This is a genomic window from Mesorhizobium sp. WSM4848, assembly GCF_055811375.1.
Genome location: NZ_JBVVPX010000014.1, coordinates 108,725 through 127,979, shown reverse-complemented (window position 1 = coordinate 127,979; position 19,255 = coordinate 108,725). Strand labels below are relative to the sequence as shown.

The 19,255-nt window shown below is 60.7% G+C and carries 20 protein-coding genes and 1 pseudogene; 11 read left to right on the top strand and 10 right to left on the bottom strand.

Features of this window, described 5'->3' with window-relative positions:
- Window positions 1–45: 45 nt before the first annotated feature.
- On the top strand, window positions 46–1,929 hold the full coding sequence (locus AC0L16_RS15555; protein WP_473621741.1) for an ABC transporter ATP-binding protein: 1,884 nt from the start codon (window positions 46–48) through the stop codon (window positions 1,927–1,929).
- A 42-nt stretch (window positions 1,930–1,971) separates the two neighbouring features.
- Window positions 1,972–2,274, top strand: coding sequence for a DUF6665 family protein (locus tag AC0L16_RS15550; RefSeq protein ID WP_473621768.1), 303 nt, complete (start codon window positions 1,972–1,974; stop codon window positions 2,272–2,274).
- A gap of 146 nt (window positions 2,275–2,420) precedes the next feature.
- Here the strand turns inward: AC0L16_RS15550 and AC0L16_RS15545 are convergent, their stop codons facing one another.
- Window positions 2,421–2,573, bottom strand: a complete 153-nt coding sequence (locus tag AC0L16_RS15545; RefSeq protein ID WP_473621740.1) for a hypothetical protein — start codon at window positions 2,571–2,573, stop codon at window positions 2,421–2,423.
- A gap of 559 nt (window positions 2,574–3,132) precedes the next feature.
- Here AC0L16_RS15545 and AC0L16_RS15540 point away from each other — a divergent pair.
- From AC0L16_RS15540 to AC0L16_RS15530, 3 genes are all read left to right on the top strand, one after another.
- Window positions 3,133–3,351, top strand: coding sequence for a hypothetical protein (locus tag AC0L16_RS15540; RefSeq protein WP_473621739.1), 219 nt, complete (start codon window positions 3,133–3,135; stop codon window positions 3,349–3,351).
- Window positions 3,352–3,464: 113 nt separating this feature from the next.
- Window positions 3,465–4,112: a hypothetical protein gene (locus tag AC0L16_RS15535; protein WP_473621738.1), complete on the top strand. Its 648-nt coding sequence runs from the start codon at window positions 3,465–3,467 to the stop codon at window positions 4,110–4,112.
- A gap of 275 nt (window positions 4,113–4,387) precedes the next feature.
- A complete protein-coding gene (locus tag AC0L16_RS15530) occupies window positions 4,388–4,864 on the top strand; it encodes a histidine kinase (RefSeq protein WP_128178093.1) in 477 nt (158 codons plus the stop codon).
- A gap of 37 nt (window positions 4,865–4,901) precedes the next feature.
- Here the strand turns inward: AC0L16_RS15530 and ppk2 are convergent, their stop codons facing one another.
- Both ppk2 and AC0L16_RS15520 read right to left on the bottom strand, forming a co-directional pair.
- The gene (gene ppk2, locus AC0L16_RS15525) at window positions 4,902–5,735 is read right to left on the bottom strand and encodes a polyphosphate kinase 2 (RefSeq protein ID WP_473621737.1); all 834 of its coding nucleotides are present in this window, start codon (window positions 5,733–5,735) and stop codon (window positions 4,902–4,904) included.
- Window positions 5,736–5,807: 72 nt separating this feature from the next.
- Window positions 5,808–7,487, bottom strand: coding sequence for a SulP family inorganic anion transporter (locus tag AC0L16_RS15520; RefSeq protein ID WP_473621736.1), 1,680 nt, complete (start codon window positions 7,485–7,487; stop codon window positions 5,808–5,810).
- An 83-nt stretch (window positions 7,488–7,570) separates the two neighbouring features.
- Between AC0L16_RS15520 and AC0L16_RS15515 the strand changes: the two genes are divergently transcribed.
- Window positions 7,571–9,121 carry a CYTH and CHAD domain-containing protein gene (locus AC0L16_RS15515; protein ID WP_473621735.1) on the top strand — a complete coding sequence of 517 codons (1,551 nt, stop codon included), beginning with the start codon at window positions 7,571–7,573 and terminating at the stop codon, window positions 9,119–9,121.
- 144 nt (window positions 9,122–9,265) lie between these two features.
- Window positions 9,266–9,499, top strand: coding sequence for a hypothetical protein (locus AC0L16_RS15510; RefSeq protein WP_128169742.1), 234 nt, complete (start codon window positions 9,266–9,268; stop codon window positions 9,497–9,499).
- Window positions 9,500–10,826: 1,327 nt separating this feature from the next.
- Here the strand turns inward: AC0L16_RS15510 and AC0L16_RS15505 are convergent.
- Window positions 10,827–12,470 carry a SulP family inorganic anion transporter gene (locus AC0L16_RS15505; RefSeq protein ID WP_473621734.1) on the bottom strand — a complete coding sequence of 548 codons (1,644 nt, stop codon included), beginning with the start codon at window positions 12,468–12,470 and terminating at the stop codon, window positions 10,827–10,829.
- Between the two features lie 66 nt (window positions 12,471–12,536).
- Window positions 12,537–12,983, bottom strand: a complete 447-nt coding sequence (locus tag AC0L16_RS15500; RefSeq protein WP_473621733.1) for an SAM domain-containing protein — start codon at window positions 12,981–12,983, stop codon at window positions 12,537–12,539.
- A 409-nt stretch (window positions 12,984–13,392) separates the two neighbouring features.
- On the opposite strand from AC0L16_RS15500, the gene AC0L16_RS15495 reads away from it, so the two are divergent.
- The 3 genes and pseudogenes from AC0L16_RS15495 to AC0L16_RS15485 all read left to right on the top strand — a co-directional run.
- Window positions 13,393–13,539 (top strand): ABC transporter, encoded by a 147-nt coding sequence (locus AC0L16_RS15495; protein WP_077380058.1) that lies wholly within the window; start codon window positions 13,393–13,395, stop codon window positions 13,537–13,539.
- 150 nt (window positions 13,540–13,689) lie between these two features.
- Window positions 13,690–14,361 (top strand): hypothetical protein, encoded by a 672-nt coding sequence (locus AC0L16_RS15490; RefSeq protein WP_473621732.1) that lies wholly within the window; start codon window positions 13,690–13,692, stop codon window positions 14,359–14,361.
- A gap of 79 nt (window positions 14,362–14,440) precedes the next feature.
- Window positions 14,441–14,578, top strand: a pseudogene (locus AC0L16_RS15485) (protein-S-isoprenylcysteine O-methyltransferase); the annotation flags it as partial.
- Window positions 14,579–14,633: 55 nt separating this feature from the next.
- Here the strand turns inward: AC0L16_RS15485 and AC0L16_RS15480 are convergent.
- The gene (locus tag AC0L16_RS15480) at window positions 14,634–16,766 is read right to left on the bottom strand and encodes an adenylate/guanylate cyclase domain-containing protein (RefSeq protein ID WP_473621730.1); all 2,133 of its coding nucleotides are present in this window, start codon (window positions 16,764–16,766) and stop codon (window positions 14,634–14,636) included.
- Between the two features lie 185 nt (window positions 16,767–16,951).
- Here AC0L16_RS15480 and AC0L16_RS15475 point away from each other — a divergent pair, with 185 nt between their 5' ends.
- Window positions 16,952–17,119 (top strand): LuxR C-terminal-related transcriptional regulator, encoded by a 168-nt coding sequence (locus tag AC0L16_RS15475; RefSeq protein WP_473621729.1) that lies wholly within the window; start codon window positions 16,952–16,954, stop codon window positions 17,117–17,119.
- Window positions 17,120–17,491: 372 nt separating this feature from the next.
- On the opposite strand, the gene AC0L16_RS15470 is transcribed toward AC0L16_RS15475, so the two are convergent.
- From AC0L16_RS15470 to AC0L16_RS15455, 4 genes are all read right to left on the bottom strand, one after another.
- On the bottom strand, window positions 17,492–17,956 hold the full coding sequence (locus AC0L16_RS15470; RefSeq protein ID WP_473621728.1) for a hypothetical protein: 465 nt from the start codon (window positions 17,954–17,956) through the stop codon (window positions 17,492–17,494).
- A gap of 10 nt (window positions 17,957–17,966) precedes the next feature.
- Entirely contained in the window at window positions 17,967–18,122 is a 156-nt protein-coding gene (locus tag AC0L16_RS15465; protein ID WP_473621726.1) for a hypothetical protein, read from the bottom strand.
- Complete coding sequence (locus tag AC0L16_RS15460) at window positions 18,106–18,807, bottom strand: bile acid:sodium symporter family protein (RefSeq protein WP_473621725.1); 702 nt, start codon at window positions 18,805–18,807, stop codon at window positions 18,106–18,108. The genes AC0L16_RS15465 and AC0L16_RS15460 overlap by 17 nt, the downstream gene beginning before the upstream one ends.
- A 61-nt stretch (window positions 18,808–18,868) precedes the next feature.
- Window positions 18,869–19,174, bottom strand: a complete 306-nt coding sequence (locus tag AC0L16_RS15455) for a hypothetical protein (protein ID WP_473621723.1) — start codon at window positions 19,172–19,174, stop codon at window positions 18,869–18,871.
- Between the last annotated feature and the right edge of the window lie 81 nt (window positions 19,175–19,255).

Here is a 19,255-nt window from a genome sequence, read left to right as displayed (position 1 = left end):
GAATGATGGGCCCCAGAATGAAGGCCCCAGAATGATGGCACCAGAATGATGATTGCCGTCTATCGCTGGTTCGAGAACTGGGTCTATCCGTTCAGGGAGCCCGCGGGCCTTCGGCCACCGGTCAGCGTCAGCGGTTTCCTCTGGCACTATGTCGGCCAGGCGAAGGTCGCCTTCTTCGCCATGCTGGTCATCGGCGGCATTGCGCCGCTGGTCGAGGCTGGGCTGTTCTACTTCGTCGGCAGGCTGGTCGACATTCTCGACCAGATCCCCGGCGAGCGCAGCTGGGACGCGCTGTGGACCGCCGCCGGTCCCGAGCTTGTCTTCATGGCCGCCGTGGTGCTGATCGCCCGCACCATCGTCGTCGGCCTGGCGGCGCTGGTGGACGAGCAGACGATCACCCCAGGCTTCTACAACCTGGTGCGGTGGCAGGCGCACCGCCATGTTTCGCGCCAGTCCTACGCCTTCTTCCAGAACGATTTCGCCGGGCGCATCGCGACAAAAGTCTGGCAGGCGGGGCAGGCGACCGGCGATTTGATGCAAAGCTTCATCGAGGTCGTCTGGTTCATGGTCGTCTATACGGTGACGACGCTGGTTCTGGTCGCCGGCCTCGATCTCAGGCTGGCGGTGCTGGTGGTGATCTGGATCACCGCCTTCGGCTGGCTGGCCAGGCGCTATCTGCCGGCGATCCGCAAGCACGCCGAGGCAACCGCCGAGGCCGGTTCGATGATCACCGGCCGCTTCGTCGATTCCTACTCGAACGTGCAGACGCTGAAGCTGTTCTCCGCCGACGGCGACGACCGTTACATCAGGAGCGGTTTCGACATCTATCTCGACGCGCTGCGCCCGTTCACCCGCAGGCTGACCGGCGTGCGCATGGCGCTGACGACGCTGTCGGGGATCATGATCACCGCGATCGCCTGTTTTGCCGTCTATCTCTGGATCGAAGGCTCGATCACTGTCGGCGCCGTCGCCTTCACGCTTTCGCTGGTGCTGCGGCTCAACATGCTGCTCGGCCGGCTGATGATGCAGCTCAACGGCATCCTGCGCAATCTCGGCGTGCTGGAAAACTCCAAGGCGCTGATCTCGCAGCCGCTCGGCCTGACCGATGCGCCCGACGCCAGGGAGCTTGTCGTGACCGGCGGCCGGATCGAAGTGAAGAACGTCGAGTTCCACTACGGCAAGGGGTTCGGCGTGCTCAACGGCATCGACCTTGTCGTGCGGCCGGGCGAGAAGGTCGGGCTGGTCGGGCCGTCCGGCGCCGGCAAGACGACGCTGGCCAATCTGATCCTGCGCCTCTACGACCTGGAGGGCGGCAAGATCACCATCGACGGCCAGGACGTCTCAAAGGTGACGCAGAATTCGCTGCGCGCCAACATCGGCGTCGTCAGCCAGGATACCGCGCTTTTCCACCGTTCCTTGCGCGACAACATCAAGCTCGGCATGCCGGAAGCAACCGACGCCGAGGTGATCGCGGCCGCGAAGAAGGCCGAGGCGCACGACTTCATCCTCGACTTGCGCGACAATCGCGATCGCCAGGGCTATGAGGCCTTTGTCGGCGAGCGCGGCGTGAAATTGTCTGGCGGCCAGCGCCAGCGCGTGGCCATCGCCCGCGTCTTCCTCAAGGACGCGCCGATCCTGATACTCGACGAGGCGACGTCGGCGCTCGATTCCGACATCGAGGCGGCCATCCAGGAAAATCTGGCGCGGCTGATGGAGAACAAGACTGTCATCGCCATCGCGCACCGGCTGTCGACCATCGCCGCACTCGATCGCCTGGTGGTGCTCGACGGCGGCCGCATCGTCGAGCAAGGCACGCATGACGAGCTGGTCGCGCTCGACGGGCTCTATGCGCGGCTGTGGAAGCGGCAGTCCGGCGGCTTCCTGTTCAACGAGGAGCGCGTGCTGGAGGAGACGCGGCCGGCGGAGTAGGGCCAGATTTCAGCAAAACCGGAGTGAATCAAGTCGGTGCGAATGCCATCGAATTTCGGACGGTCGGGGGCGCAGGAGAGCGCGCTCGACCTGCTCGGCCATGAAATCCTCGGCGAAAAGGCGGCGGCGCTCGGCCGCGCCGGCCGGCGCGTGGATGAGACGCTGGCGAGATTGCGTGAACATGGCAACGATGGCGAACATCGTGCCCGGCTGCTCAAGGACGCGGCCGAGGCAGTCCACGCCTACTTCATCCAGCGCGAATTGTGCGGCTTGCGCAAGCACGACGCGGTGATCCGGGAATACAATATTCCAAAAGCCGTGCTGGCCAGGCTCGGCGCGAAATAGATACCAGAGTTGAAATCTGACGCTTGGTACCGAAGACGAAATACCGATTTCGACCCGTTCCAGTCGTCCAGATTCGCTCGCGCTACGGAATAAGTTGACCCGATCCGGACTTTCCCCAGGCGCTCCGGCGGCTCGTTAGCGGACCTTCATCTGAACCAGCGCATGGCAGTGACCAGACGTTTCACTGATGTGACAAACCAATGCCTTTTCACGCGAGGCTGTCGGAATTTTTCGTCGAGGCGCTGGCGCGTGAATGCCTCGGCCACGGATTCGACGAAGACGCGCGTCTCGGCCAGCATCAATGGCTCAGGGGCCGCCCAAAGGATAGCGAGGGCTCTATTCACCTCAAGGTATCGAGTATTGCTTTAGCCTCTTTGAGGTCCGGTGTCGCAAAGCCTTCGGTGAACCCAGCATAAACCGGCGCTAGCAGATCGGAGGCGTCGGCATGCTTGCCCTCGTCGCGCCAGAGTCGGGCGAGACTGGTGGCAGCGCGTAGCTCCCAGGACTTCGCGGATTGACTCCGGGCGATCTGATCGCGCGCTGCAACGCGGCGCTTGCCTCGGCTGGTCTTCCGCCGTCCGGCAAAGCTGTCAGGAGCTGCCCCTGCAATCGATGCAGTTCGGCGGCCGGCCAGCACTGCCCTGTACGCTCGACCGCTGTCAGAGCCTCTCCCACTAAGTCGAGTGCCCGTCGCACGTCACCGGAGAGTGCGCAGGCGTCGGCAAGCAGGCTCAAAAAGAAAGGGCGCATCCGGCAAAACGTGCAGTGAGAACTTCGATCCGGGCAACAGCAATTGGATTCTTGGTGGCGGCCCTGAGCGCTTGCGTCAGCGCGCCGCCGCCGCCACCTCAGGACCAGATGTCCAGGACCCAGGTCGAGACGGCCCCGGCGGACCTTCAGCTGCTTTGCGCCAATGCGGCCGCCAAGGCGAGCGGCGTCGACAGCACCAAGATCCTTCCGGTTTCCTCGAACAAGATCGATTCCAAAACCTATCAGGTCGAACTCGATGCCAGCGGCAAGAAGACAAGCTGCCTTGTCGATACCGAAGGCAATGTCTTGTCCGTGAAGGAGGCTTAGGTCGGATCGCCCGCAGTGACAAAGCGGTCGACGACATGTATTTCCAGCGGGCCACCCAAGCGTATATCTGGGCGGGACGGCGGCCTGTCTGACCGTCAAAGGTTCGGAGCGGCTTGAGACAATTTGCCGGTCTCGGGAACAAATTTGGATCGACGACGTTTCTTCCAGTTAATGACGACGTTTCGCATACGGCAAACATTGCCACCAGCGAGGACGCGATCATGAGGTTCCTGTCAGGCATAGCGACCTCCCTGGTCGCCACTTTTGCACTTACGAGCACTGTTCCAGTTGATGCCGCACCGATCTTCGTGCCCAGGGCACAAAGCGCGCAGTCCGATGTCATCCAAATTCGAGATGGCTGGTACCGGGGTTATCGCGGCTACCGCCACTATCGTCCGGGATACCATAGGCACAACGACTTTTGGTTCCCCGCCGGCGCATTTGTCGCTGGAGCGCTGCTCGGCAGCATGATCGCCAACAACAACGGCTACTACGGCGGGTATTACCGAAGCGGCTTCTACGGCGATCCGTATTACGGCGGACCCTATTACGGCAGACCTTATTATGGCAGACCTTATTATGGCGGATCCTATTATGGCGGATCCTATTATGGCGGATCTTATTATGGCGAACCGTATTACCGCGACCGGTATTACCGCAACCGGTATTATGGCGACCGGTATTATGGCAATGGGTATCACTCAAACAGGTCCTATCGCCCATGCTCGCCCCGGGAAGCCGATTCCGGTAATTGCTACTAGCGCGGCCTGTCGCGACACATTCTACCGCCTATCGCGAATTTGACCTTGATGTGCCCACATGGCATCATGGAATGGTAGCTGGACTGCGAAGACAAGACTTCTTGCCGCGGTGGCCGATCCCTTCAACGTGTGGCTGGCAGCCTGCCTCAGTCGACTACCCTGCTGATTTACGTCTTGCGGTTGGGTGGGCATGAATTGAGCCCAACGAACCAGATTGGCGAGACGTCGATCTGCCTCTGTGTTCTATTCTCGAACGGTTTCGAGTGGAGGAGAAAATGGCCAACATCAAAGACACAGCTTTAGACATAAATGCGGCACCGCCGAGCGCTGAGCAACTGCGAATGGCTCTCCTAGAGGAGCAGATGGCGGAGGCAGACAAGCAGGAAAAGCTGCGGGCGAAAAAAAATCAGGAGCTCACGAAGTTCACAGAAAGTTTCCTCAAGGACCAGGTGAACGAGAATGAAATCGCGATGGTCCGCCGCCTGGTGATGAACGCTGTCAAAAACGGCAAGTACGAAGCACTAGTATATAGTTTTCCGTCGGCCCTTTGCACTGACAGCGGCCGAGCCATCAACAGCGCTGATCCGCAATGGCCCGAAACGCTCCAGGGCAAGGCCAAGCAGTTCTATGAGCGCTACCAGAAGAATGCGAAGCCGCAGGGTTACAAGCTTAAGGCCATGATTATTAACTTCCCCGGCGGAATCCCTGGCGACGTCGGCTTCTTCTTAAATTGGGAGCCCGAAACCAAATAGGAACCGGTAATGGTTCTGAACTGCGTGTATAGCTGGGTCAAAGCACGTTCGGCACCACGTTGCGCGGAGTTGCATCGTCCACGAAGTTGTCGGGCCGCTTCTGGCGTTTGCTGAAGTTAGGTTTTTCGAACTCGACGCGCTCATAGGGGATGGAGCTCAGAATGTGCGAAATGCAGTTGATGCGCGCGCGCTTCTTGTCGTTTGACGGCACAATCCACCAGGGCGCATGCCTTGTGTCTGTTGCACGGATCATCTCGTCGTAAGCGCGGGTGTAATCCCACCAGCGGTTGTACGATTCGACATCCATCGGGCTCAGTTTCCACTGTCGAAGGGGGTCGTCGGCCCGCTGTCGGAAACGCCGCTCCTGTTCTTCCTCACTCACATCGAGGAAGTATTTGAGCAACGTTATGCCGCTTTCGACAAGGGTGGCTTCAAAACCTGGCGCCTGTTCGAGAAAGCGCCGCACCTGCTTCTCGCTACAGAAGCCCATGACGCGTTCAACGCCAGGACGGTTGTACCAGGAGCGGTCGAATATCACGATCTCGCCTCCGGCGGGCAGGTGCTGGACGTAGCGCTGAATGTAGATCTGGGTCTTCTCCCGATCGGTCGGAGCCGGCAGGGCGACGACGCGGAACACGCGTGGGCTGACGCGCTCGGTGATGCGCTTGATCACGCCGCCTTTCCCGGCGGCGTCACGGCCCTCGAAAATGATCAAGATGCGGGCACCAGACTTCTTTACCCAGGCCTGAAGGTGGGAAAGCTCGACCTGCAACCGGGCGAGTTCTTTCGTATATTTTTTTCCTCCCGATTTCGCTTCCTCCGCCGGTTCGGATATCGTAGCCGCCGCCCTGTCTCTATTCTTCTTACTCATGTCTTTCTCCACTCCACTGGCACGCAGCCATTAAAATGACAGTTGGGTGACAGCAGGAGAGTCCCTGAACTGTCACGCTTGGGCCTCGAACGCATGATACGCCTCTTCGGGAATTTCGAAGACCATGTCGGAGCCAATGCGCTCGATCACGCCGGCGCGAACAAGGATATCGCGCGCTTCGGCGTGAAGCTCCGCTACGCCAAGCCTGATCCCGCGATTGCGCAATTCGTCACATAGCTCCTCCAGCATTGCCGCTGCCGAGCTGTCGATCTGGGGAATTGCACTTGCATCAATCAGCAGCCAGCGTGTGTCGGCCGGCAATTCCTCGGCAATGGACCGCAGCCGCGATGCGACGTAGTCGGTGTTGAAGAACAGCAGGCTGCCTTGAATGAGGCATACGGCGAGGCCGGGTACCTGACGGGCCTCGGGCGTTCGATGCAATTTGTAGAAACCGTCATGGCCTGGAACACGGCCGAGCATAGCGTCGCGGGGAAACATCAGCTTGCGCAAAACATAGACCAGCGTCGCGCCGATCGCGATGACAACCCCGTTAAGGACGCCCAGACCGATCGGACCCCACATCGCAATGAGGGCGAAGACGAACTCCATGCGGCTGATGCGCCAAATCTGCCTAAGGGCGGCGAGATCTATCAGGCTGATTGCAGTAGCCGCAAGAATCGCCCCGAGCGCAGGGATCGGGATAATCCTTAGGGTCGGACCGAGAAACAGCAGTGTCGCGATCAGGGTCGCGGCAGCCACGATGCTCGTCACCTGCGAGCGTCCGCCAACGGTAAGGTTGACCGCCGTGCGCGAGTCGGAGGCCGTCACCGGGAAGGCGCCGAAAAGGCCCGCCCCTATGTTCGCAGCGCCAAATCCGATGAGTTCGCGGTTTGGATCGACCGGGTAGCCGCCTATTGCCCCAAAGCTGCGGGCCGTAATGATGCCGGCGCCGTAGCTCACGAGGAAGATCGCCGCGGCGCCGAGGGCCAATGTCTGGATCGGAAGGTCAGCGATCGCTGGCAACGACAACGAGGGCAACCCTGTCGGAATATCGCCGACTACGGCGATGCCGCGCCCTTCAAAGTCGAAAACGGCCGAAAGCACTACGGAGAGGACCACGACCAGCACTGGCCCGGGAACCGGAAAACGCATGGCCCGCGCGATCTGCAACAAACCGAACATCCCCAAGGCCAGCAGAAGAGACGGCCAATGTATCGATCCGGCCTTGCGCAGAAGTTCGAGGACCGGTGCGAGCAGGCCTTCCGCCTCGATCTTGACTCCGGTGAAGCGACCGATTTGGCCGATCAGGATCGAAAGCGAGATGCCGATGAAGAACCCCGTCAGGATGGGACGCGACAGGAAGGTTGCAAGAACGCCGAGCCGAAGCACCCACGCCGCCAGGCAAAACAAACCGACGCCAAGCGCGAGGATTGCTGCGATCGCAGTTCGGTCCACTTCGAGCCCGACTGGCACGCTCGCCGTAACCGCGACCAAAACCGCCGCAAGCACCGTCATCGTAGCCGCGTCCGGACCGACTATGAGCTGACGCGAGGGGCCAAAGATCGCGTAGGCAACCAGCGGCGCGATGCTCGCGTAGATGCCGGTCTCAGGCGGCAGGCCCGCTATCGCAGGATAGGCGATAGCACTGGGAAGCCCAACCGCGGCAACTGCAAGCCCGGCAGAGACATCGCTCCGCACCCAGCCCGGTTGATAACCGGAAAGGCTCGTAAGCACGGGAAGGCGCAAGCCCACCGGGTTGAATCCTTAGCTGGCATAGCTATTTTATTGGCTTCAGCTACTCTATAGCCTTGCACCGGGCCTGACAACACTCGGCCATGAGCGAGATCGAGCTAAAATTTCTCCTCGACGAACTGACCTCGAGCGAGCTTTGGGGGTGCGCGAAGGCGTTGAAGCTGGTTACTGGCCGCCCGAAAACCAGGACGCTCAGAAGCATCTATCTCGACACCCCTGATCATGCGCTGAAGAAGGCAGGAATTGCGCTCAGACTCCGGCGCGACGGGCGGCGATGGATACAGACTGTCAAGACCAGGGCCGAGCTGCATGGCGGCCTCTCGCAGGTTGGCGAGGTGGAGAACCCGGCTCCGGGCGGGCGGCTGTGTCTCGAAGCGATTCCGGACGCAGCGGTCCGAGAGGAGGTCGTTCGCCGCGTGAACAGCGCGCCGCTTCAGCCGGTCTGCGAGACCGTGATCAGGCGCTCCGCCAGCGAACTTTCGCTTGACGACGGCACACGCGCGGAGTTGGCAATAGACATCGGCGAAATCCACGCCGGGGGGCGCTCGGCCGAGTTGCGTGAACTCGAGATCGAACTCATCGAGGGCAGCCTGGGCGGACTGTTCGACATTGCACATCTACTGTTTCCTGAGGGGGGCCTGAGGTTCTCCCGCCTTTCCAAGGCGGCGCGCGGCTATCTGCTCGCGGAACAGGGATGGATCGACCCGCCGCTCGCGCCCCGCAATGCCGAGGACCTTGCACTCGATCGGGCTCAGATCGCCGAGCAGGCGGCACGCGACGTCCTTCGCGAGTGCCTCGATCAGGTCGCCACGAATGTCGTGGTGATCCGGGAGCTGGACGATCCCGAAGGGCCGCACCAGTTGCGGATCGGCCTGCGCCGATTGCGAAGCGCGTTCTCTGTCTGCGCTTCCGTTCTGAAGAGCCCGGAAATGACGCGGCTCAGCATGGAAGCCCGCTGGCTTGGCCAGGAGGTCGGGCGTCTCAGGGATCTCGACGTGGTGGCGAACGATATCGTGCAGCGAGAGGCAGTGGCTCATCCGGATGAAGCCGGACTCTCCGCCCTTTCGCATGCGCTATCACAGCAAGCGGCGGAGCTGCGCGAGCCCCTTCGCAAACTTCTCGCCGCCGGGCGCGTACAGGCGTTCCTGATCGATCTGGCGCGGTTCGTGGAGACCCGAGGCTGGCTCGTTCCGCAGGATTTCGACCAGACCGGACGGCTGGCGGCGCCGGTCGCGGAGTTGGCCAGCCAAGCGCTCGGCAAGCGCTGGAAGAAAGTTGGCAAGCGTGCACGCGGACTTGAGACACTGACAGTGGAGCAGCGCCACGAGTTGCGGAAGGAGCTAAAAAAATTGCGCTATGCGGTCGAGTTCTTCTCTCCCTTGTACCCGGCCAAGCGTGTCGATCCATTCCTAAAACGCTTGAAGAAACTTCAGACGGTCTTCGGCGATCTGAACGATGCGGCGACCGTCAGAACCATGCTGTCGGGAGCGGAAGCGCCCGGCGCTGGTGATCCGGCCGCGCAACGCGCCATCGGATGGGTGATCGGAGCGAGTCAGGCGCGCGCCGAATTTGGCTGGGCTGGCGCAAAGGCCTTGTGGCGAAACCTCGAAGAGACCCGCGCCTTCTGGAAGTGACGGGCCCCGCTGGATGGAGATCGCTGGCCCGGCTTTGGCCTCCGGAAGACGCGGCGACTGTACACTTGACAGACCAAACTTTGGTTGATGGCGGTTCCCCGCAATCCTGCTAATATGCTTGGCGTCGCCAAGTGGAGTTTTGCTGTGGAAGCGGGCGAGATGCAGGCTATTGCCGACACCCTGATGCGGGTCGTGACGCCAGACATGACGCCCAAGCAATTGACCAAGGCGGCAATGAAAGCGCATCCGAACGCGTCAAAGAAGGATATCGCCTGCGCGGCGTTCTTCTCGATTATTGCAACCGCCGATCAGGACCACGGCAAGGTCAAGAACCTGCAGGCGTTCGCAATAGCCGAGCGCGTAGCCGGCGGCTCTTGATCGGGAGCATGGCGCTTGCGTCCAACCAATGCCGACCGAATAGCAATCCGCGAGCAACAGATTGAGCTTTGCCCCGACATGATTGCGTGGGAAGCGTCACACCATTGGGGCGATGCAGTCCAACTCGCGCATTTCTCGACTGATATCATCGAGGAATGCAAGCGCCTGATCGCCACGCTGCAGCTAGTCAGCGACGGGTTGCGGAACCTTGAACCAGTTCAGTGACTAATTCACTGGCCGCGTCCCGTGCCATCTTATGAACGGCGCATTCTTCCCGGTGATCTCCACCCGCGTACAGAGCCTGGCCCTGCCTCCGGAATTGGTACGTCGCAAAACTCAAACGGCTTCTGATACCCGACAAATCGAAGAGCCCGCATGGTCTTGCCGTCAGTCGTATGACCCTCCTGTCGTTGACCCTGGGCAGGACCACAAGATACACGCACGCAACACAGAATCCAAAGAACGTCGGCGCGCCGCCCCTCAGTAAGAAGTTGGTGTCGCTCGGGTCCGCATCCGCCCGTCTGGCTGTGTAAGGGTGAAGTGCCGGTCTGAGTCCTTAGTTGGGTGACGGACTTCTGCGCTGAGCCTAAACTTGCCAGATGACACTTTATGCGCGAAACTTGGTTTTCGAAGAGCCACTCATAGAGCAGATGTGGGAATAGCGTGGTTGTCCACACCACCGTCACAACCGGCATCAAAAATAACGGCGAGCAAAGTGGGGTCCAATCAAATGGCATATGTCGCGTCTTGGCGGAATCCTCGCGTGAAGGCGCGTGGTATGGTCATAAGAGCAACTTTCGCCGCCACTGCGTTATCGCAGTTAGCGGCCATCGCGCATGCCAGCGAGGGATCATTTGATGACTTTCCCTTCTTAGTACATTGCGAGGTTAGCGGCCTGCATCGTGCTTTCTATTTGTCCACAATTGGCCAAGACGGGGTTGCCGTCTATATTTCGCCAGACAGGCAGGCCGGCACCATAACTGTAAGCGGCAAGGCCGATCCGGTGGGTGGAGACGGGTCGGGAAGTTGCGCAGGAAAAACACTTGAGCAACTACGATCGACGGGTCAAGCATATGACTTGCAACACTGATCTTTGAGGGATGTAGTCTTATTCTTTGACCTACTATCTCAGCTAGGACACCGGCTGTGGCCGGCTGAATGCCCGGTCTTCGTACGTGCCTTCCTTCGAGCCAATGCTGCCTGTCTCGCGCCTGACAGAGTACATGGGATGATCAGCGAAGTTCCATCCGACCGCTCTTCACGGCAGGATCCCCAGTCATATTCACGCCCACCGAGAGGTGGCTCACGACCGAGCGCCAATGGGTGCCTAGTTTTGATTGAAACTCGTCGTATAGTGCTGGATGGCTCCCCGTACGCTGGAGAATAGAAGCTCGGGTCCTAGTCGATCGGCGAAGCCAGAGGCCCGGATGTATTCGAGTACGCTGGGGTTCAGCGCCACTATCCAACACGTCATTCCTTGCTCGGTTATGCGGCGTTCACCCTCCATTATCATCTGGAGGGCGGAATACTCGATGTCGAAGACCCGGCTCATGTCGAGCGCGACGACGCGCGGCTTCTGCTCGACGACCAGGGCCTGGATCTGATCCGCGACCCGTTGGGCATTGGCGAAGAAGAGCCGTCCCTCCGGCCGGAGGATAAGCAGGCCCTCGAATGTCTCATCGTCCGGGTGCTCGGGTGACAACGGACGGATTACGTCGGTGCCCCGCTTGCGGCCGATCACGTAGACATTTGGGTTGGCCGACTGACTCGCCAAGCCAACAAGCGACAGAACGATCGCCACGACGATGCCCTGCAGTGTGCCGAAGGCAAGTACGCCAAGGAAGGCCGCCAGCGCCCATCGAAACTCCATTCGCCGTACCTTGCGGATCGACACGAACTCGGCCGGCTTGATCAGTCCGATCGAGTAGACGATCACGATTGCCGCCAGCACAGCCTGAGGCAACAGGCTGAGCAGCGGGGCCAGGAGCAGCATGGTGGCCGCCGCGGCACAGGCCGTGACGAGAGATGCCTTCTGCGTTTGTCCTCCGACCGCGCGGACCACGGCAGTCTGGGAAGTACCACCGCCCGCCGGCATGGCGCCGAACAACGCACCCGCCAAGTTGGCGGCCCCTGTTGCAAGAAGCTCGCGGTCGGCCTTGATGAGCGGCTCGGCGGGGGCGGCGAAGGCTCGCCCGGCGGCGATCGATTCAGTGAAGCTCATCAATGCGATGCCGAGCGCGCCCGGCAAGAGTTGCTGGACGAGGCTGAGAGTCGGTAGGGTGATCGACGGGAGCGACTGTGGGATGAACCCCACAATCGCGACGCCCACAGAATCCAAACCGACGAACCATGAGAGCCCAATCCCCGCGCTCACCGCTACGAGGGGAGCCGGCGAATGGGGCCAGAGCCGCTCCATCGCCAACAGCGCCAGTATTGCCGCGATGGCGATGGTCAGAGTGAGCAGCGACGTGTTGGGTAAATGGTGCGCCACACTCAGAATGTCGCGGAGGAAGCCTTCCTTCGCAATGTGCACGCCGAGCAGCTTCGGCACCTGATCGAGTACGATCACAAGACCGATACCGGCCTTGAAGCCGGTCAGAACGGGAGACGAAATGAAATTGGCGACGAACCCGAGGCGAAGCACTGAGGCCCCGATCAGCAGGGCTCCGGTCAGCGCGGTGAGCGTCGCAGTTGCCGTGATCAGCTTATCCGGATCACCGTCCGGAACTGCGAGCCCGAGCTGTGTCCCAGTGAGGATCGCAAGGGTGGTCGTAGAGCTTACACTCAGGACGCGCGATGTGCCAAGCAACGCGTAGACGATCATCGGCACGAAGGCCGTGTAAAGTCCGACACTCACCGGCAGGCCCGCAACCGTCGCGTAGGCCATCGCCTTTGGCAGGACGACGGCTGCGGCCGTCAGGCCTGCGACCACGTCGAGGCGTTGGATTGCAACAATCGAGGGCTTTTTCACGCCGCGTTGCCAGCGCTCGTCAATCGAGCGACCTTGCCGATGTCAGTTATGGGTTCTCAACCTAGTCTAGCCAGGGCGTAACTCCTCGGCAAGGAAGGTACTTAACTGTATCCTACTCCAGGAATTTCGGTTCAGTCTGGCGACGCAGCGATGGTAGGTTCCGATGACCTCGCGCATGTCCTCCGGATCCAGGCGGCCTGCGAGTGCCGTCGAGCCGACGACGTCAACGAACATGACCGTTAGCTGCCGCCGCTCAGCCTCTGGAAGCGGCGGGGCTGTCCCTGAGATCGCCGCCAGGGATCGCGTGGTCGAGGTGGCCGCTGTATCCGAATTCGCGCGCAGGGCGGCGATAGCGGCGAGCAGCTTGCGGCGATGACCAATCGGTGTGACCCCGAGCGCCACGAGATCGTCGGCCGTGAGCTGGGGAAGCGTTTCAGCTTCAATGTCGTTGTCGCGAAAAGCCCGCTCGTATTGCTGCAGACCGAGGCTCCGTAGCCATTTCGCGATATCCACGCCCCTTCTCTTCGGCTGCGGGGGGCTGCCCTGTTCTCCCAACTGTATCCCAAATCGATGGAGTAGGCGGAATCTCTTTGGAAGAGGCCGCTGAAACGGAGATATCGGCGTGGAACGGGTGGCCTGACGACGAGCATCGCGCTTCTCAAAGGATGCCTGCTCTGAGGTCAGGACTTGCCCATGCTCTTGCCTCGGGGAAGGTCAGCTTCGGAGAAGCGCCGGCAATGTCAAGAAATGCAAAACTTTGCAACACAGCCCAATTTTGCAACGGAACCCGACAGAATGCCTCTCCCAACCATCAACCGACGGTTAAACTGACTAGGTGTGTCTTTCCTGCACTAGCTGCGGTGTAGTCCCCCGTTAGTTTGCGTGTTGTACCTTGAACCGATTCGCCCGAGGGGAATATGTGATGAGCAGAATTCTAATCGCAGTGGTCGCGGCGCTCGCCGTCGCCAGCCTAAGCGGCTGCGCAAATATGGACATCGGCAAAGGGAAGGGGAAGGCTCCGCCGCCTGTCGTCGTCGAAGAGCCTGCACCGGCGCCCGTGTACAAGTAAACCGGCCTAGGTCGGGACGGGGAAAGGGCCGCTGGCCTTTCCCCGTCAGCCAGCAATCCGGATCGGGCGACTCTTCGGCTCGGTCGTGAGGTCAGCAGTGGTGGGCAGGACCCGCTTTTTGATCTGCGCTCCTCGGAGTTCGGGAATGAAATGACGCTTGTAAGTGGCCGTTCACTGTCCGTGGCCTTGCTCGCGCTCGCGGCGGCATCATGCCAATCGCAATCGCAGGATAAACCTCAACTGAATTTCACGTCCGATGAACGGACCCTAGCGGCTGCCGGGGCGCCGACGAGCACAGTGAATTCAGCAGAAGGCCGGTACTTCATCGAGTTCCGCTCCCGCTACGCCTATACATACGGGCACTCCTTCGTGATTTTCGGGCGCATGGACAAATCGGGAAAGATGATCAATGCCGAAGTCGCCGGGCTCGCGCCGAAATCCAACGATCCCAATATCTATATGCTCGGCCATCTCGCGCCGGTGCCGGCCTCGACCGGATGGACCGACGGCGATCTGGAAATCGCCTACCGGTCGGCGAGCTGGACAGTTCCGCTTACCGAACCTGAATACACGAGGGTCGTGGCATATATACGCAAGCTGCAGGCCAAGTCGCCGCTCTGGCACGCGTCGCTCTACAATTGCAACGCCTTCGTGGCCGACATCGCAAGCTTCATGGGCTACAAGACGCCAGGTATCTGGCTTATGCCGCGTGATTTCATCACAAAGCTTCGACAGATGAATGGCGGGCCGAATGCGATCGGCTATACCGGCCCGCCGGGGGTTGAATCCGGAAATGCCCCCGCCGCAACGGCCCTCCGTTAGCAGATCGAGAATGTCGAGGCGGCCGCGCCTCCTCAAGACGTCCATACCGCCGAAAGGACGCCGGTGAGCTAGATTGAGCATGGAAGCGAGTTCAGTCGGCGAGATCATATGGGTGCTCGGGATCGTCGGCTGGTATGTGATTCGATATCCTTTCGAGCACCGGGCCAAGCGCGTGCGAGTCGTAACCAATCGCCGCTCGCCTTCCGAAATCGTCGGATCCAGGTAGGTCGCTACTTATACTTGGTTGGATGCTAGACTAGGCATGCCCTGCCCTATAATCTCAAGAGCCACGCCTCTACCTTCCCTTTGCCCCTGACTTCGATAGCGCCGCGCGGCTCGAAGACGAACTCATCCTTGAGCTGCTCGTAGACCGCACGCGTCACCTGAACAGAGTCGGGGATTCCTCCCGATTCCATCCGGCTCGCAAGGTTCACAGTGTCGCCCCATAAGTCGTAAATGTACTTGCTCTTCCCAATGACGCCGGCGACGACGGGACCGCTGTTGACGCCGACCCTGATCTTCATTGGGATATTGTGCTCCATGGCATGCTCGCGTGTGATGTGGACCATGCGTATAGCCATGCGCACCATGCGTTGGGCGTGGTTGGCCACCGGCACCGGTAGGCCGCATACTGCCATATAGGCGTCGCCCACGGTCTTGATCTTCTCAATACCGAGATCCTGGGCGGCGGCGTCGAAGCGCGTGAACAGCCCATTGAGAAACGTCACGACCTCGTGCGGCGGCATCTCCGATGTCAATGCGGTGAAGCCGACTATGTCAGCGAAGGCAACGGTGACCTCCGCGAAGCCGTCGGCGATCCCCTCCTCGCCACCGCGCAGCCGGTTGGCGATCGGCGCCGGCAGGACGTTCAGAAGCAGCGCCTCGTTCTCGCGATTCTTGTTTTCGATTGCGACATTCTTCTGGTGCAGCTCCTCGACCATGCTGTTGAAGGCCGAGCAGAGCTGACCAATCTCGTCGCGCGTGCGGACAGGCACGCTGGTCCCATAGTCGCCGGCAGCGAAGCGCATCACCCCGGCAGTGAGCTCGCGCAGCGGTCCGAGCATCGCGCGCGAAAGCCACGCTGCGGTCGCGACCACCACCAGCAGCGCAAGTCCCCCAACGACCAGCAGATTTTGGCGGAGCTGGGCGATCGGCGCGAATGCTTCAGCGCTGTCGATCTTGGCAACGAGGGCCCACGTGACGCCGGGAATCGCGAGCGGACCCCATGAAGCTAGCGTCGGAACGCCGCGGTAGCCGATGATCTCGCCTGTACCCTCGACACCGGCCAGCGCAGCCCGGGTGGCGTGGGTGTCGATGCGCTGATGCAGCACCGGCGTTCCGTAACGCTGAATGGTGGCGATCTCCTCGTCCGAGGTGCCGACGGACTTGAGTTCGGCGAAGTATTTTTCCCGATCCTCGTAGAACGTTCGTGGACCGGAGCGCACCAGATAATCAGGGCCTACCAGATAGGTCTCGCCCGTGTTCCCGAAGCCTTCCTGCCGCCAGCGGCGGCCGCCCGTGACGACGTTGTCGATCTCCTCGTTTGACAGTTGCGCGATCAGCACGCCGATGACGACGCCTTGGTCAACCACCGGTGCTCCCATGAAGGCGATCGGTGCGCCGTTCGATGGCGCGTATGGGGCGAAATCCTCCAGACAGATGGCCGACCTGTCGGGGCTTAGGGCGCAGCGGGCGACCACCTCGGCGACGCTTGAGCTGCGGTAGGGTCCGACTTGAAGAGAGGTCGTGAAATCCACCGCCTTCTCGACCGTGTAGATCAGGCGGCCTGATTTGACGTCGGCCACCATTAAATCGAAGAAGCCGACCGTTGCGGCCGCGGCCCGGATCACGGGATGATACACCGCGTGCAGCCTGCTGTAGTCGCTGCCGTCACCAGCGTCGTCGAGAAGCTTGCGCCGCTCCTTCGGATGCGGATTGGCAACGATATAATGGTACTGCAGGTAGTAAGGAGCGGCGCCGACCGGCATATAGTCGGCCACAGCCGGCTCCCTGCCGAATACCCTTGTTATCCGAGGGAGAAAGTTGTCAGCGTACCAGTCGCTGACCTTCTGGCGCAATTCAGGTGACGCGCCTGACCGGTCGAGCTGGTCGACTGCGATACGGAACTCACGCGTTGCATCGACCACCATCTTGGAGGTGGAAAGGAGGCGCAGCTCGGCCTGGATTGTGCGAAAGTAGGTTTCGACCTGGCGCGACTTGGTCTGCCGGGCGGCCGTGAGCTGATCGAAGACTGCCTTTTCGAGGGCGTCGCGGGCGCTGAAATAACCGAGCACGCCGGTCACCAGGACCGCGATCGCGCCAAGCAGCGCGAGAATCGTAAACAGCTTTGCGGCCAAGCCCCAGCGCGCTGGGCGGGGTGAGCCGGTCACGTCGGTCGAAGACATGATCTAGTTCTAACAGATAACACGAAAGCCGGGCGAATTTCACGAATGATGTTAATTCGACGTCGACACAGTTCCCTGCTCGTTGCAGGCGTCGCCAAATGCATCGGAGCGCGCAGGTTCGGCGACGAGCCGACTTGGTGGCAAGGAATGCTCGGCGTCGAAATGCGTCCGAGGACAAGCGGGACATGCTGCGGCCCTACGGCGTGCTGCTCGCCGACCAGGGCCGGTCGACCGGCCAGATTGCCAGCGCACTCTTCATTTCGCCCAAGACGGTCGACCACCACTTGTCGCGCTCCTGGACAAGCTCGGCGCCAAGTCCCGCGGTGAGGCGGCCGCCCTTGCCCTTAACTTAGGTCTCATTCCCAAATGACCGAATTGCCACGGTGGCAGGTCAACGACGCGTCGCAGCAGTTTTCAGACATATGCAGCGTAGTCACAGTAGTCCGCTTTGGGTCGATGCTTTGGAAAAGCTCGATTGCGATGCCGCTTGCCCTTCTCGAAGGCGTAGCGGGTGCCCGCTTGGACAGCACATGCATCTTGGGGCAATTGGCGAGGATCTGCGGATTGGCCTCCATCATGTTGTTGCCGCCACTGTTGGTGTGGTCAGCCTCGCCATTCGTCTGAGGTTTTGGACTATGGCTGTCATCAGGAACTCGTCACGGTTCCGCTCGGGCCGCGCAATCGCATACGCTCGAAGCGGAGTGTGGTCTTCAGATGCGCGAACATCATCTCGATCTTCTTTCGCTCGTTGCGCGACTGCTCGAACTCGGGCGTATCTGCCAACTGACCGCGTGGTCGCGAGCGTCTTCATGGACGCTGCGCAGCACATCGCGCACCGGCGTTTTCAGACCCCAGCGGGTCTTGAGGTCACACAGGTGGCAGTCTCGTTTGCTGGCCCGGTAGTTCCGGTTCCCACCGCTCGCATTGTCCGCGCGCGGAACCGTGAAGTTGCGGCGATACTGCATGAGCAGATTGCCGGCGGGACAGGTGAACTGGTTCTGGTCCGGATCGAAGATGAAGTCAGCGCGGCTGAAGGTCCCGTCATCGCGCTGACTCTTGTCCCAGACCGGAATGTGCGGCGCGATGTTCTGATCGACGAGCCAGCCGAGGAACCTGCCATCGCCGTAGGCGGTATCGGCGGCGAGCCGCGACGCGGCACTACGGACGACCCGTCGATCGCGGGCGACCATGCCGTTTGGCTCAACGATGGGCCAACGCACGAGAAAGCGGCATGAGGATGATCAATCCGACGATCGCGACAACAATTACCATTACGACCACTTGTGGGTCGCTGAAGCTTTGGTTCGCGACCACGAGTGCAGCGGCAATGTTGCGCTCGCTAGTACCGAGCGCCATGACCCGTCTCGTGCCGGCCGGTCTCAGGACCGCCGAGCAACCAACGAATCCCAAAGCCCAATGCGATAAACAGAAGCCCTGCAAGAATTCCTCGTGTGCCGAAGACTTGTAGAACCTTGTCGATGTTCGCTGCAGTGATCAACAATATCAGCAGGATGAGGCTGATGTTGGAAATCCAGTCGAGCATGGGCTTCACCCGACTGGCCAATTCTTCGTATCGCGTCTTCAGGGCAAGTCCGATGGCGAGCGGGAGTAGCATCAGGAGGACGAGGGAACGAGCAATGTTCCACGGATCAACAGTGACCCCCGGGAGCAGCAAGGGCATGACGATAGGCAGGTAACCGACCGTGACAACCATCAGAAGCACCATAACGCCAACGGAGAACGCGAGGTTCCCCTTGGCAAGTTCGGCGAGCTTCGGCAAGAACGGCGCTCCCGCCGCGCATCCGAGCACCAACATCCCGACTGCGGGGGGGTTATCGAGCCAGAGCACCTTCGCCAAGGCAAGCGCGCCAAGGGGCATCAAGACGAAGTTGGCCAACAGTGCAAGCAGGACCAGACGGGCATTGCGCAGCGGTTCAACGATCTGCCGGATGGTGAGCGCCGAACCCATTGCCAGCATGCTTGAAACCACAAAACCAAGCATGGCCACAGTGACCGCTTTGTTCAACAAGTCCATCAGCATGGGCTGTCTCCGTATGGAGCCGCGTACGCGGTCAATGCCGTTGGCAATGACCGAGCGGCGCTTATTTCATCAGTGCGAGATTTCGCCAAAAGTTTGCCAGACTGTCCGTGCCGCCGAACAGGGTGGTGAAGTTCGTCGAGTCCACGAGCACGATGTCGCCGACGCGCTGCTGATTTGGCGGCATCCAGAGCAGGCAATTGAACTCCGTGTTGCCGGCTGCGGTGAAGGGATGCGGACGGTCGGGATCAATAGGCTGGCGCGCCAGCAAATGCACCGACTTGGTGTCCTTGGTGGCCAGCTCATAGTGCGGCAGGTGCGGATGGAAATTGAGTGTAGGGACGGTTTTTGAGCAGACCCAGCTTGTCAATGTCCCGAAAGGCTGTAAGCGGCGCGATCTCCTTCGTGCCTTTGACGAGCGCTGGCCTGAGACCCCACAGGTTATGCACTG